The following is a 13,586-nucleotide window of genomic DNA, read 5'->3' as shown; positions in this document are numbered from 1 at the left end:
GGCTTTCTGCTCGACTGAGTCGTCCCGGGAGCAGCTGGGGGTTCGCGCCGGGATCGATCCCCGAGGGGAGGACCACCCCGGCCGGACGGCACGCCGGGTTGTGGGCGGTCGCCCCTCCGTCACGCGTGACACGGCGGCCAGTGGCCGGTGGCCGGTGGCATGTCACCCCGGCCCGGCAGCGCGCTCAGCACCCGCTCGGCCTCGGCCATGACCCGGCGTACGAGCTCCTCGCATCTCGGCAGGTCCTCGATCACCCCCGCCACCTGTCCGGACGCCATGACGCCGAGGTCGGTACGGCCGTCGACCATGGCGGCCTTCAGCAGCATCGGCGTGTTCGCGGCCAGCAGCACCTGGCTCCAGGACAGGTTTTTGCCGTGCTTCATCACCAGGCCGTCGCGGACCATCCGGGACCAGCTCAGGCCGGAGATCCTCCGGAACGCGGCGGCGCGGCGCAGGGCCTGGGCGAGTGCCCTCGCGCGGCCCGCCCTCTCCAGCGAGGACACGAACTCCGTACGCAGCATGCGGTGCGGCAGCCCGTCCACGGCCGTCGTCACCGTCACGTCCCTGACCGTCGCCGCCAGGTACGCCGCCTTGACGGCGTCCGGGACGGTCGAGTCCGAGGTGAGGAGGAAGCGGGTGCCCATGGCGACGCCCGCAGCGCCGTAGGCGAGCGCGGCGATCAGGCCCCGCCCGTCGTGGAAGCCGCCCGCCGCGATCACCGGGATGTCCACGGCATCCACCACCTGCGGCAGCAGAACCGTCGTCGCCACCTCGCCCGTGTGGCCGCCGCCCTCGCCGCCCTGCACGATCACCGCGTCCGCACCCCAGGCCGCCACCTTCTCCGCATGGCGGCGCGCGCCGACGGACGGGATGACGACCACGCCCGCGTCCTTGAGCTCGGCGATCAGCTCCCGTGAGGGAGCGAGGGCGAACGACGCGACGCGCACACCCTCCTCGATGATGATCCGCACCCGTTCCCGCGCGTCCGCCGCATCAGCGCGCAGATTGACGCCGAAGGGCGCATCCGTACGGGACTTGACCTCCCGTACGGCCGCGCGCAGCTGCTCGACGGTCATGGTCGCGGAGGCGAGGATGCCGAGCGCCCCGGCGTTCGCGGAGGCGGAGACCAGCCGAGGGCCCGCGACCCAGCCCATGCCGGTCTGCACGAGGGGGTGCCGGACGCCGGTGAGCTTGGTGAGTGCCGTCTCCATCAGGGCCCCTTCGTCACTGCCGCACCTCGCGATCGCGGGCGCGGTCCGGGTCGATCACCTCGCGGATCAGGCGGAGCTCCTCGGCGGTCGGCTCGCGTGTGCCCGGGACGGCGTCGCCGATCACCAGGTCGAAGGCGGTGGCCTCCCGGATCTGCTCGACCGTCACCCCGGGATGGACGGAGACGAGCCGCATCGAACCGTCCGGCGTGGCGAAGTCGAACACGCCGAGATCGCTGACCACGAGCCCGAGGCCGTGGAAGCGGGTGGCGGAGGGGCCGGCGGCCGCCGCACGGTCGTTTCCGACCCCGCACACCATGTCGACCCGCTCGACGAAGACGCGCGGGGAGTGCTTCGGCACCCAGTAACTCACCGGATTGTTCAGCGTATTGACGGGCGCACCGCGCACACCGAGGAGCTGCCTCCGCGGCCGCTCCCAGTCACCGATACAGGAGATGTTCTGGTTGCCGAAGCGGTCGATCTGGCTTGCGCCCATCATCACGTGCCGCCTGCCGCCGGTCACCATCGTGAGATGGCGGCGGTACGGCAGCCAGCCCTCCACCGTCCCGTCGAGACCGACGAGCATCGCCTCGCCGTCGGTCAGCAGCAGGTCGGGGGAGAAGGTGCGCTTGGCCAGGCGCGCCCCGATGGACGGGATCAGGCCCATGGGGCCGGCCAGGATCTCGCCGTTGCCACGCCACGCCTCGGCACAGGCGATGACGCAGTACTCGGCACGGGTCACCGGGGCCGTGGTCGCCGTGGTCGTGGTCATCGCTTCTCCTCGTGCCAGGCCGCCACGGCCGACTGGTAGGCGTGCTCGTCCGGGCCGGACAGGAACCGCCCGGCGAACTCGGGCCAGGGCGTGGTGGCGTACAGCTTCTGGAAGGCCTCGTCCCGGCTGTAGTCGGGGGCGCAGGAGGTGAAGTGCGCGCCGTTCGGGGTCTCGATGACGCCGGTGACGCTGTGCCGGCTGATGAGGAGGGTCTGCGGGGCCGCGTCCTTGGTGAGTTCCGCCGTCTCGACGAGCTGCTCGCACGAGACGTACGCCGCGTCCGCCGCCTCGCAGAAGAGGTCGTCGAAGTACGGGTCGGGGCCCAGGTACTGGCCGTTGCCGAGGCGGTCGGCGCGGTTCATGTGGACCATCGCCGCGTCCATACGCAGGGCCGGTACGGCGACGAGCTCCTCCCCGTCCTCGTACGGCGACGTCACCGTACGCAGGCCGGGGTTGATCCTCATGACGTCCGAGCCGAGACCCGCCCGGACCGGCAGGAACGGCAGGCGGTTCGCGGCCGCGTGCAGGCCCCACATGAACATCGCCTCGTCGAGCTCCGCCATCTCGAAGGCGCCGCTCTCGCGGGCCGCGCGGAAGTGCGGCTCCAGGGGGATCGAGTCGAGGGTCGCGAAGGGCGCGATCAGCTTGCGGATGCGGCCGGCCGCGGCGAGGAGCCCGACGTCCGGGCCGCCGTACGAGACCACGGTGAGATCGGTGATCTCGGACCGGAGCAGCGCTCGCACCAGGGCCATCGGCTTGCGGCGCGATCCCCAGCCGCCGATGCCGATGGTCATGCCGCTACGCAACCGCCCGGCGACCTCGTCAGCCGTCATGGTCTTGTCGGTCATGGCAGCTGTTCTTTCGTGACAGCTGTTCCCTTCATGCCTGCTGCTCCTTCCCGAAGGTGTCGCGCACGCGGTCCGCCACGCCGCTGAGGCCCGCCTCGAAGGTGAAGCCCTGTTCGAAGCGGTAGCTGCGGCGTACGTCGACGGGGTCGATGCCGTTGATGGCGGCCTTGGCCAGCCGGATGAGGGTGCCGTCCTTCGCGGCGATGTCACGCGCCAACTCCAGTGCCGTAGCAGCGAGTTCACTGCGCTCCACGACCCGCCACACCGACCCGTGCGCGTGCAGCTCGGCGGCCGTGGCGGTACGCGAGGTGTAGTACAGCGCGCGCATCAGATGCTGCGGCACGAGCCGCGCGAGATGGGTTGCCGCACCGAGCGCGCCCCGGTCCAGCTCCGGCAACCCGAACACGGCGTCCTGGGATGCCACGATCGCGTCCGCGTTGCCGACCAGCCCGATGCCGCCGCCCAGACAGAAGCCGTGGACGGCGGCGATGACCGGCACCTCGCACTCGTACACCGCCGCAAAGGCCTCGTAGCAGCCGCGGTTGGCGCCGATCAGCGCGTCGTGCCCGCTGTCCCGCTGGAGCTCCTTGATGTCGACGCCCGCGTTGAAGCCCCGGCCCTCGGCGGTCAGCACGACGCAGCGGACAGCGGGATCGCGGCCCGCCGCCCGCACGGCGTCGGCGAGGTCGTACCAGCCGCGCACGGGCAGTGCGTTGACGGGCGGGAAGTCGACCGTGACGACGCGGACGCCGTCAGCGGGGCACGAGGTGGAGACACCCATGAATGGATCAGCTACCTTTCCACCAAACGTTTGTTAGGTGACGGTACGTCAGGAAGGTAGCACCCCATGGACCTGGACGGGAGGGTCGCGGTCGTCACCGGCGGCACCAGAGGCGTCGGCGCGGGCGTCGCACGTGCGTTCCTGGAGGCGGGCGCCCATGTCGTCGTCTGCGCCCGCAGACCGCCCGACGAGCCACTGAAGGGAGCCGAGTTCATACCGGTCGACCTGCGGGACCCACCCGCGGTACGGGACTTCTTCGACGGCCTGGATCAGGTCGACGTACTCGTCAACAACGCGGGCGGAGCGCCGTACCGGCAGCTCGCCGACGCGGAAGCGGAGCGACACGCGCGCGTGATCGAACTCAACCTCATCGCCCCGCTGACCGCATCGCTCGCCGCGTACGAGCATCTGAAGCGGGCCCGCGGATCCGTCGTGATGATCGGAAGCACGAGCGGGACCCGCCCGTCGCCCGGGACCGCGGCGTACGGCGCGGCCAAGGCCGGCCTGGAGAACCTGGCCCGTTCCATGGCCGCGGAGTGGGCCCCGCACATCCGGGTCAACACCCTCGTCGTCGGCTCGGTCCGCACCGAACTGTCCCATCTGCACTACGGGGACGAGGAGGGCATCGCGGCGGTGGGCCGCACGATCCCGATGGGGCGGCTCGCCGAGCCGTCGGACGTCGGCGCGGCAGCGGTCTTCCTCGCATCGGACGCCGCCGCGTACATCAGCGGGGCCGCGCTGCTCGTCCACGGGGGCGGAGAGCGCCTCGCCTTCCTCGACGCCGCGACCGCCAACCACCGGGACGCCACGACCGGCGGCCACCGGGATGCCGCGACCGGCGGCCACCGGGATGCCGCAACCGGTGGCCACCGGGATGCCGCGACCGGCAACCACCGGCCGCCCACCAGTCAGCCGTCCACGAGGCAGCAAGGAGACGCGAGATGACGGGAACCGGAGCCGGGCTCTGCCAGGGCCGTGTGGTGATCGTGACGGGCGCGGGCCGCGGGCTCGGCCGCGCGCACGCCCTGGCCTACGCCGCCGAGGGCGCCAAGGTCGTCGTCAACGACCTCGGCGTGGGCCTGGACGGAGCCCCAGGGCCGGACAGTCCCGCCCAGCAGGTCGTCGACGAGATCCGCGCGGCGGGCGGCGAGGCGGTGGCCCACGGCGGCGACATCGCCACGTCCGACGGTGCCGCATCGCTGGTCGCGGCGGCGCTCGACGCCTTCGGGCGGCTCGACACGCTCGTCAACAACGCGGGTTTCCTGCGCGACCGCATGCTCGTCAACCTGGACGAGGACGACTGGGACGCAGTGATGCGCGTGCACCTGAAGGGCCATTTCCTGCCGCTCCGGCACGCGGCGGCACACTGGCGCGCCGAGGCCAGGGCGGGCCGCCGGCCCGAGGCGCGGGTCGTCAACACCAGCTCCGGAGCAGGTCTGCTGGGCTCGGTGGGACAGGGCAACTACAGCGCCGCGAAGGCGGGCATCGTCGGCCTCACGCTGGTCGCGGCGGCCGAGATGGGCCGGTACGGCGTCCAGGCCAACGCCGTCGCCCCGGCGGCGCGCACCAGGATGACCGAGCGGACCTTCGCCGAGACGATGGCCGCCCCCGAGAGCGGTTTCGACGAGATGGCCCCAGAGAACGTCTCGCCCCTCGTGGTCTGGCTCGGCTCGGCGGCAAGCGCAGGCGTCACCGGCCGCGTCTTCGGGGCCGAGGCGGGCCGTATCACGGTCATGGAGGGCTGGCGCCCCGGCCCCACCGCCGACAAGGGCGCCCGCTGGACCCCCACGGAGGCGGGCGAGGCGACGCTGAAACTCCTGGCCGAATCGGAGGCACCACAGCCGGTGTACGGGGCGAGCTGACCGTCGTACGGGGCGAGCTGACCGTCGTACGGGGCGAGCTGACCGTCGTACGGGGCGAGTTGATCGACGTACGAGGCAAGTTGACTGGCGTACGAGGCGAGTTGACCGTCGTACGGGGCGAATTGGCCGATGTACGGGGCGAGTTGACCGGCGGACCACGGTGATGACCTGGGTGACGGGCGGCTTCCTGCTCTGCGCGGCGCTCTGCCTGGCGCTGCCGCGGAGGGCGGTGGCGGCGGGGGAGCAGTGACGGCCGGCGCTCGCCATGGCATGGGGCCGCGGAACCGGAGGATTCCGCGGCCCCTCCCACGACGACAGCCCTACGACGGCCCTGCGACAGCCCTAGGTGTCGCACTCCAGCACCGTCCGGCACAGCGCGCACCGCGCGCGGACGCGCCCCCGTACCGGCACCCTGATCCGCTGATGGCACGTCGGGCACGGGAAGGACACCCGCAGCGGCGTCCGTCCGTCGAAGGAGTACGGCCCCGGCTCCAGACCGGGCGGGGGCACGGGCACCTGATGGTCCTGGGCGAACCGGCGGTCCTTCGCGTACCGCCGCCGCCCCGCCCACCCGGCCGCCGTCAGCGGCGGCTGCTGCTCGTCACGGCGGGCCTGCGCCATGCCCTTCGTATACGCCGTGTACGCCTGCGGACTGGTGAACCACGTCGACGGGTCCTCGCCGAAGGCCAGCGCCCGCTTGGCCAGCACGTACCCGAACTCCTCCGGCGTCAGATAGCCCAGCTTCTGCGACGACGCGGCGTCCTCCCGGTACGCGTCGAGCAGCAGCCAGCCCGCGCCCAGATACGTTGCGGCGGTGTCGGTCAGGATCTCGTTGTCGCGGGTAGTGGGGAACGACAGGTCCAGGCGGTGCAGATAGACGTGCATCACCTCGTGCGCGAGCGCCGCGCCGATGTCCCTGCGGTAGTTACGAAAGCGGTTGTTCAGCTCGATGAAGTACTCGGGGCCCGCGGCGAGTTCGACGTACGCGGCATGCTCCATCTCGCGGAAGCTGACGATCATGCGGGCGTCCGGCAGCCGGTAGTGCCGCACGATCTCGCGGGCCACGCGCTGCACGCCGAGATGAAGATCGTCCTGGTCGCAGAACGCCACGTCGGCCGGGACTACGCTGGTGTCGAAGCTGTTGACCGTGTGGTACGAGAGTCTTCTGTACAGCGCGGTGATGGCCGACCGCACCATGTCCAGATGCGGATAGCCGTGCTCGACCGGTCCGCCGTCCGCCACGTCCGAACCCCCTTCAGACGCCAGAACAGATCTCCACCTGTGGCCTCCCTGCACTGCCCCCACTGTAAGCGGGACGGGCGCCGACGGGCCTGGCGATCGACCGGTCGCCGGCCCCCGTGCCGCCCCATCGTGGAGGCCACCGTGCCGCCCGTCGTGGAGGCCCCCCTGCCGCACCACCGTGCGGGCCACCGCGCCGCCCGTCGTACAGACCACCGCGCCGCCCGTCGCGCCCCAGCTGACCACCGCGCAGGCCGTCGTGCCGGTGGCCGACCGCCGGGGGCCGTGCCCCACCCTCCAGCTGCCACGTAGGGTGTCGCCCCATGACCACCAGCAACATCAACGAGCCCGGTACGCCGCACGGGCCCGACACGGCCGACGACATCGACCCCGCCATCCGCGCCGAGCTGTCCCGGCTGCGCGACAGCATCGACAACATCGACGCGGCCGTCGTACACATGCTCGCCGAGCGTTTCAAGTGCACCCAGCAGGTCGGCCACCTCAAGGCCGCCCACCAGCTCCCCCCGGCCGACCCGGCCCGCGAGGCCAGCCAGATCGCGCGGCTCCGGCGCCTCGCGGAGAGCGCCAAGCTCGACCCGGCCTTCGCCGAGAAGCTCCTGAACTTCATCATCGCGGAGGTCATCCGCCACCACGAGACGATCGCGAACGACTCGGCGGGCGGGGACTGATCCTCTTCGGCACGGCACACACGCGGGCGCTCACACTCGCGTGAGCCCCGCACCGCTCGCGCAGTCCCTGAGCCCCGCACCGCTCGCACCGTCCCTGAGCCCCGCACCGCTCGCACCGTCCCTGAGCCGAGTGCCCGCTCGCGGTGTCCCTGAGCCGAGCGCCCCCGTGCGCCGCCCCTGAGCTCCCCCGCACGCCCCCTCCCCGCAACGGCCGGCCTGGGAAGAAAGCCCCTGTCGCCCCGCCCCGACCATCAGGCAGCATGGCCTCCATGTCCGTACTGACGCGCGCCGAAGCGCAGAACCGAGCCGAGCTCCTCCACGTCCGGCGATACACCATCGACCTGGATCTGACCCGGGGCGAGGAGACTTTCGACTCCCTCACCGTCATCCACTTCACGGCCCGCTCGGACGCGGACACCTTCGTCGAGCTGAAGCCGGCCGAACTGCGCTCCGCCACCCTCGACGGACAGCCCCTCGACCCCGGCACCCTGGACGGCAACCGTCTCCCGCTGACCGGTCTGACCGCGGGCGAGCACGAGCTGCGGATCGACGCCTCGATGCGGTACTCGCACACCGGTGAGGGCATGCACCGCTTCACCGACCCGACGGACGGCGAGACCTACACGTACACCCAGCTGTTCCTGGACGACGTGCAGCGCGTCTTCGCCGCCTTCGACCAGCCCGACCTCAAGGCCGTCTTCGAGGTGACCGTCACCGCGCCCGACGGCTGGACCGTCCTCGCCAACGGCGTCACCGAACACACCGGTGGCGGCATCTGGAAGGCTGCCGCCACCCCGCTGATCTCCACCTACCTCGTCGCCGTCGCCGCCGGCCCCTGGCACTCCGTACGCACCGAGCACCGCGGCCTGCCCTTCGGCATCCACTGCCGCCGCTCCCTCGCGCCCTACCTCGACGCCGACGCCGACGAGATCCTCGACGTCACGCGCGCGTGCTTCGACCGCTACCACGAGAAGTTCGAGGAGCCCTACCCCTTCGACTCCTACGACCAGGCGTTCGTCCCCGAGTTCAACGCCGGCGCCATGGAGAACCCGGGCCTGGTCACCTTCCGCGACGAGTTCGTCTACCGCTCCGCCGTCACCGACACCGAGCGGCAGACCCGCGCCATGGTCATCGCCCATGAGATGGCCCACATGTGGTTCGGCGACCTCGTCACGCTCACGTGGTGGGACGACATCTGGCTCAACGAGTCCTTCGCCGAGTACATGGGCTACCAGACCCTCACCGAAGCCACCCTGGGTGGGTCTGGGGGGACTCCCCCCAGAAAGTGGGGCACCGATACGTGGGTCGACTTCGGCGTCGCCCGCAAGGCCTGGGGCTACGACGCCGACCAGCGCCCCTCCACCCACCCAGTCGCCCCCGAGGCCGTCGAGGACACCGCCTCCGCGCTCCTCAACTTCGACGGCATCTCCTACGCCAAGGGCGCCTCCGCGCTCCGCCAGCTCGTCGCCTGGCTCGGCGAGAAGGACTTCCTCGCGGGCATCAACACCCACTTCGCCCGCCACAAGTTCGGCAACGCCACACTCGCCGACTTCATCGACTCCCTCGCCGGCGCGACGGAACGCGACGTGCACGCCTGGGCCGACGCCTGGCTGCGCACCACCGGCGTCGACACCCTCGTGCCGAGCACCGCCGGCCACAACGGCAGCCACAGCCTCACCATCGACCACCAGGGCAGCCGCCCCCACCGCATCGCCGTCGGCCTCTACGACCAGGACCTCACCGACGGCAGCCGGCTCACCCTGCGCGAACGGTTCGAACTCGACGTACCGCAGAACCGGTCCGCGCACCCCATCGGCAGCCGCCCCGCGCTCATCGTCCTCAACGACGGCGATCTCAGCTACGCCAAGATCCGCTTCGACGACCGGTCCTTCGCCACCGTCCAGGAAGCCCTCTCCGGCATCCCCGAGCCGCTCACCCGCGCCGTCGTGTGGAACGCGCTGCGCGACGCCGTCCGCGACGGCGAACTGCCACCCGCCGCCTACCTCAAGGCCGCCCGCACACATCTCCCGCACGAGACCGACCTCGCCATCGTGCAGGGCGTCCTCGCCTTCGCCACCGGCCAGATCGCCGGGCGGTACGTGGCCGACGAGGACCGGCCCGACGCCCTCGCCACCCTCACCGACCTCTGCCGTGACCTCATCCGCCGCACCGAGGACGGCGACAACCCCGGCCTCCGGCTCACCGCCGTACGCCACCGCATCGACACGGCCTCGCGGCCCGACACGATCAGCGCCTGGCTCTCCGAGGGCACCGTTCCCGGCGGGCCCGAGCTCGACCCCGAACTGCGCTGGCGCATCCTCGGGCGGCTCGCCGTGCTCGGCGCGATCGACGACGCCGTCATCGAGGCCGAGCTCGTCCAGGACCCCAGCGCCAGCGGCCAGGAGGGCGCCGCCCGCTGCCGGGCCGCGCTGCCCGACCCCGAGATGAAGCGCAAGGCCTGGGACGAGATGTTCGCCGCCGACCATCTCTCCAACTACCTGTTCACCGCCACGGCCCAGGGCTTCTGGCAGCCCGAACAGGCCGCGCTCGTACGTGAGTACGTGCCGCGGTACTACGCCGACGCGGTCGCCGTCGCCGCCCGGCGCGGCCCCGCCATCGCCGACGCCGCCGGGCGCCACGCCTTCCCGCTCTACGCGGTCGACACCGACACCCTCCGCCTCGGCGAGGAGTGCCTCCGCGACGCGGACCCGATCCCGTCACTACGCCGCCGCCTCGCGGACCAGTTGGACGACTTGGCACGGGCGTTGCGGGTACGCGCTTCGGCCTGAGGCGGGTGCGCCACCTGCCCGTGGCGCTGACCGTTGTGGGCAGTCGTTCCGCTGGGGGCGGAACGGGTGGGCACAACCCACGACGGCGGGGGCGTCGCGTACGGCCCGGCCCCCGGCAGGGGTGGGCGCGCACCCCACACCGGCGGGTGCCCGACGTGGAACCTGCACCCCGGGTCGGGGGTGGCCCCCGCCACAACACGCGGCACGCCAGTACCACTTGCGTGTCCCGATCGTTGAGGCTGGTGCCCCCTGCACCCGTCGCGCCCACCGCCCACCCGAAGGACACCCCATGAGCACCCCGCCCCCGCGGGCACTGCCGTCCCCACCATCAGAGGAGGAGAGGACGGCAGTGCCGCCCCTCTCCGGCGGCCCCCAAGGCCCCACCGCCCTGCGCCCGTTGCTGACCACCGTCCTCGACGCCCTGCACGAAGGAGCCTCCGCCCGCCGCGGCCCCCTCCCGCCGGGAGGGCCGGAGGCCGTGGCCGCGCGCGTCCGCGAGGCCGTAGGCACCGCCCTGCCCCCACAAGGCACCGGCGCCGACGAGGCACTCCACACCCTCGTCCGCCTCCTGACGGAAGGCGCCGCCGACCCCGCCGAACCGCTCTGCGCCGCCCATCTCCACTGCCCGCCCCTGGCGCTCGCCACGGCCGCCGATCTCGCCGTCTCCGCGCTCAACCCGTCCCTGGACTCCTGGGACCAGGCCCCCGCCGCCTCCGCACTGGAAGCCCTTGTCACGGCGGCCCTCGCCGCCGAGGTGTACCCACGCGTCCGTACTGCCGACGCCCTCGTCACCACCGGCGGCACCGAGTCCAACCAGCTCGCCCTCCTCCTCGCCCGCGAACAGCACGGCACGGTCCAGCTCGTATGCGGTGAGAACGCCCACCACTCCCTGCACCGCGCCGCCTGGCTGCTCGGGCTGCCCGAACCCGTCATCGTGCCCGCACCGGCGGGCACCCTGAACCCCACCGCCCTCGCGGACACCCTCACCCAGCTGAACGGCCCCGTCCTCGTAGCCGCCACCGCCGGCACCACCGACGCCGGACTCATCGACCCCCTGCCCGAGATCGCCGACATGTGCGGCACCCACGGCGCACGTCTGCACATCGACGCCGCATACGGCGGCGGGCTCCTCTTCAGCGACCGGCAGCGCGCCAAACTGGACGGTCTCGACCGCGCCCACACCGTCACGCTCGACCTGCACAAACTCGGCTGGCAGCCCGTCGCCGCCGGGCTCCTCGCCGTACGCGACCCGCACGACCTCGACGCCCTGGCCCACCGCGCCGACTACCTCAACGCCGACGACGACACCGAAGCCGGCCTGCCCGACCTGCTCGGCCGCTCCCTGCGTACCACGCGTCGCCCCGACATACTCAAGACCGCCGTCACCCTCAGAGCCCTCGGCCGCACCGGCCTCGGCGCGCTCGTCGACCGGGTCTGCGCGGCCGCCCGCGAATTCGCGCAGCTCATCGACGCCCACCCCGGATTCGAGCTCTACGACACACCCACGATCAGCACCGTCCTGTTCCGGCCCACAGGGTCCGACGACGCCGAACTCGCCCGCGTACGACGGGCGCTGCTCACCGATGGCCGCGCCGTCCTCGGCCGTGCCCGGCTCGACGGCCGGCTCTGGTTCAAAGCCACCTTGCTCAACCCGCACACACGGCCCGGCGACCTCGCCGGCCTGCTGACACTGGTGGAAGGAAACACCGCCCGATGAGCCCGACGCCCCCCGACCCCGGCCGGCACGCCGACCGTCCGGCCCCCCGGCCCGCCCACCGCCGCGGCCCCGCCACTCACCGAGAGTGCGCCCACCCCACACCCCAAGCCCCCCGCGACCTGGTCGGCATCGGCATCGGACCCTTCAACCTCTCCCTGGCCGCCCTCGCGCACCCCCTCGCCGAGCTCGACACCGCCTTCTACGACCAGCGGCCCGCCTTCCACTGGCACCCCGGACTCCTCATCGACGGCGCCACGCTCCAGGTGCCGTTCCTCGCCGACCTGGTCACCCTCGCCGACCCCGCGAACCCCTGGTCGTTCCTCAACTACCTGCGCCACCGCGAGCGGCTGTTCCCCTTCTACTTCGCCGAGCGCTTCCACATCCAGCGCGCCGAATACGACGCCTACTGCCGCTGGGTCAGCGAGAACCTCCCCGGCCTGCACTTCGGCCACCAGATCGACACCGTCCGCTGGGACCCCGAACGCTCCCTGTTCGAGATCGACTTCACCCAGCTCGACACCGACGGAGAAGCCGAGGCACTCGGCCGCACCCACGCCCGGAACATCGTCCTCGGCATCGGCACCGCCCCGTATGTCCCCGAGCCCCTCAGAGCGCTCGCCGACGCACCCGCCGTACCCGTCGTGCACTCCGCCGAATACCTCCGGCACCGCGAGCGCATCCTGGCCGCCGGGCACATCACCGTCGTCGGCTCCGGCCAGTCCGGCGCCGAGGTGTTCCTCGACCTCCTACGACACCGCCCCGCCGGGCGCGAGAGCATCCACTGGCTTGCCCGCACCGAGGCCTTCGCGCCGATGGAGTACTCGAAGCTGGGGCTCGAGCACTTCACGCCCGACTACACCCGCTACTTCCACGGCCTGCCCCAGCCCGTACGCGACCGCCTCGTGCCACGCCAGTGGCAGCTCCACAAGGGCATCGACACCGACACCATCGCCGCCATCCACGACGAGCTCTACCAGCGCACCCTGCACGGCGGCTGGCCCGACGCCGTCCTCACCCCGGGCGTCCGCGTCCGTGCCGCGTCCCGCGTCGGGCAGGCCACGATCGAACTCGACCTGGAACACCGCCAGCAGGGCACGAGCTCCCGCCTCCGCACCGACGCCGTCGTCCTCGCCACCGGCTACCGCGAGCGGCCCCTCGACCGGCTCCTCGCCGACCTCGCCCCCCATATCCGTCGCGACACGGCGGGGCGCCTCCGCATCGACGAGCAGTACCGCGTGGACCTCGACCCCTCCATCACGGCAACCGGCTGCAACGTCTACGTCCAGAACGCCGAACGCCACACCCACGGCGTCGGCGCCCCCGACCTCGGACTCGCCGCCTGGCGCAGCGCCGCCATCCTCAACGCCGTCACCGGCAAGGACCCCTACCCGCTGCCCCGGCGCACCGCGTTCACCACCTTCGGCCTTGACGAGCAGCCGACGCCGGAACCCGGCCGGATGGGCGGGGCCGAGGTCGGCCGCACGGGCGGGATCGGCCGGGCGCGGCTGGCAGACCCGGCCTCCCTGTAAGACAGGCATCCCCAGAAGACGGGTATCCCTACAAGTCAGGAAGTTCCCAGAAGACCGGCAATCCTAGAAGACCGGCCATCCAAGAGGACAGGCATTCCTCCTAGAGGACAGGCATTCCTAGAGGACAGGCATTCCTAGAGGACAGGCATTCC

At 72.1% G+C, this 13,586-nt stretch carries 11 protein-coding genes; 6 read left to right on the top strand and 5 right to left on the bottom strand.

Annotation, left to right across the window (positions count from 1 at the left end):
* Positions 1–119: 119 nt before the first annotated feature.
* The 4 genes from ACSMXV_RS12440 to ACSMXV_RS12425 are packed head-to-tail and all read right to left on the bottom strand — an operon-like array spanning position 120 to position 3,609.
* Positions 120–1,211, bottom strand: coding sequence for an NAD(P)H-dependent flavin oxidoreductase (locus ACSMXV_RS12440; RefSeq protein ID WP_473177700.1), 1,092 nt, complete (start codon positions 1,209–1,211; stop codon positions 120–122).
* A 13-nt stretch (positions 1,212–1,224) separates the two neighbouring features.
* Complete coding sequence (locus ACSMXV_RS12435; protein WP_473177699.1) at positions 1,225–1,980, bottom strand: CoA-transferase subunit beta; 756 nt, start codon at positions 1,978–1,980, stop codon at positions 1,225–1,227.
* Positions 1,977–2,828: a CoA transferase subunit A gene (locus ACSMXV_RS12430; protein WP_473177698.1), complete on the bottom strand. Its 852-nt coding sequence runs from the start codon at positions 2,826–2,828 to the stop codon at positions 1,977–1,979. Before ACSMXV_RS12430 ends, ACSMXV_RS12435 begins: the two co-directional genes overlap by 4 nt.
* A gap of 31 nt (positions 2,829–2,859) precedes the next feature.
* The gene (locus ACSMXV_RS12425) at positions 2,860–3,609 is read right to left on the bottom strand and encodes an enoyl-CoA hydratase family protein (protein ID WP_473177697.1); all 750 of its coding nucleotides are present in this window, start codon (positions 3,607–3,609) and stop codon (positions 2,860–2,862) included.
* 66 nt (positions 3,610–3,675) lie between these two features.
* On the opposite strand from ACSMXV_RS12425, the gene ACSMXV_RS12420 reads away from it, so the two are divergent.
* Both ACSMXV_RS12420 and ACSMXV_RS12415 read left to right on the top strand, forming a co-directional pair.
* On the top strand, positions 3,676–4,554 hold the full coding sequence (locus ACSMXV_RS12420) for an SDR family oxidoreductase (RefSeq protein ID WP_473177696.1): 879 nt from the start codon (positions 3,676–3,678) through the stop codon (positions 4,552–4,554).
* On the top strand, positions 4,551–5,471 hold the full coding sequence (locus ACSMXV_RS12415; RefSeq protein WP_473177695.1) for an SDR family oxidoreductase: 921 nt from the start codon (positions 4,551–4,553) through the stop codon (positions 5,469–5,471). Before ACSMXV_RS12420 ends, ACSMXV_RS12415 begins: the two co-directional genes overlap by 4 nt.
* 342 nt (positions 5,472–5,813) lie before the next feature.
* On the opposite strand, the gene ACSMXV_RS12410 is transcribed toward ACSMXV_RS12415, so the two are convergent.
* On the bottom strand, positions 5,814–6,713 hold the full coding sequence (locus tag ACSMXV_RS12410; protein WP_473177694.1) for a hypothetical protein: 900 nt from the start codon (positions 6,711–6,713) through the stop codon (positions 5,814–5,816).
* A 320-nt stretch (positions 6,714–7,033) separates the two neighbouring features.
* On the opposite strand from ACSMXV_RS12410, the gene ACSMXV_RS12405 reads away from it, so the two are divergent.
* From ACSMXV_RS12405 to ACSMXV_RS12390, 4 genes are all read left to right on the top strand, one after another.
* Complete coding sequence (locus ACSMXV_RS12405; RefSeq protein WP_473177693.1) at positions 7,034–7,399, top strand: chorismate mutase; 366 nt, start codon at positions 7,034–7,036, stop codon at positions 7,397–7,399.
* A gap of 269 nt (positions 7,400–7,668) precedes the next feature.
* The gene (gene pepN, locus ACSMXV_RS12400; RefSeq protein WP_473177692.1) at positions 7,669–10,188 is read left to right on the top strand and encodes an aminopeptidase N; all 2,520 of its coding nucleotides are present in this window, start codon (positions 7,669–7,671) and stop codon (positions 10,186–10,188) included.
* 289 nt (positions 10,189–10,477) lie between these two features.
* Positions 10,478–11,905, top strand: coding sequence for a pyridoxal phosphate-dependent decarboxylase family protein (locus tag ACSMXV_RS12395; RefSeq protein ID WP_473177691.1), 1,428 nt, complete (start codon positions 10,478–10,480; stop codon positions 11,903–11,905).
* Positions 11,902–13,434, top strand: a complete 1,533-nt coding sequence (locus ACSMXV_RS12390) for a lysine N(6)-hydroxylase/L-ornithine N(5)-oxygenase family protein (RefSeq protein WP_473177690.1) — start codon at positions 11,902–11,904, stop codon at positions 13,432–13,434. Before ACSMXV_RS12395 ends, ACSMXV_RS12390 begins: the two co-directional genes overlap by 4 nt.
* Positions 13,435–13,586 lie beyond the last annotated feature (152 nt).

It is taken from the genome of Streptomyces sp. DSM 42067, assembly GCF_055792885.1.
This window is presented reverse-complemented; position numbering and strand designations above follow the sequence as displayed.

What these genes read in the sequence shown, in the direction of transcription:
- ACSMXV_RS12425 (WP_473177697.1), bottom strand. Translation starts at nt 3,609, where the DNA reads ATGGGTGTCTCCACCTCGTGCCCCGCTGACGGCGTCCGCGTCGTCACG.
- ACSMXV_RS12415 (WP_473177695.1), top strand. Translation starts at nt 4,551, where the DNA reads ATGACGGGAACCGGAGCCGGGCTCTGCCAGGGCCGTGTGGTGATCGTG.
- pepN (WP_473177692.1), top strand. Translation starts at nt 7,669, where the DNA reads ATGTCCGTACTGACGCGCGCCGAAGCGCAGAACCGAGCCGAGCTCCTC.
- ACSMXV_RS12395 (WP_473177691.1), top strand. Translation starts at nt 10,478, where the DNA reads ATGAGCACCCCGCCCCCGCGGGCACTGCCGTCCCCACCATCAGAGGAG.
- ACSMXV_RS12435 (WP_473177699.1), bottom strand. Translation starts at nt 1,980, where the DNA reads ATGACCACGACCACGGCGACCACGGCCCCGGTGACCCGTGCCGAGTAC.
- ACSMXV_RS12440 (WP_473177700.1), bottom strand. Translation starts at nt 1,211, where the DNA reads ATGGAGACGGCACTCACCAAGCTCACCGGCGTCCGGCACCCCCTCGTG.
- ACSMXV_RS12390 (WP_473177690.1), top strand. Translation starts at nt 11,902, where the DNA reads ATGAGCCCGACGCCCCCCGACCCCGGCCGGCACGCCGACCGTCCGGCC.
- ACSMXV_RS12430 (WP_473177698.1), bottom strand. Translation starts at nt 2,828, where the DNA reads ATGACCGACAAGACCATGACGGCTGACGAGGTCGCCGGGCGGTTGCGT.
- ACSMXV_RS12405 (WP_473177693.1), top strand. Translation starts at nt 7,034, where the DNA reads ATGACCACCAGCAACATCAACGAGCCCGGTACGCCGCACGGGCCCGAC.
- ACSMXV_RS12420 (WP_473177696.1), top strand. Translation starts at nt 3,676, where the DNA reads ATGGACCTGGACGGGAGGGTCGCGGTCGTCACCGGCGGCACCAGAGGC.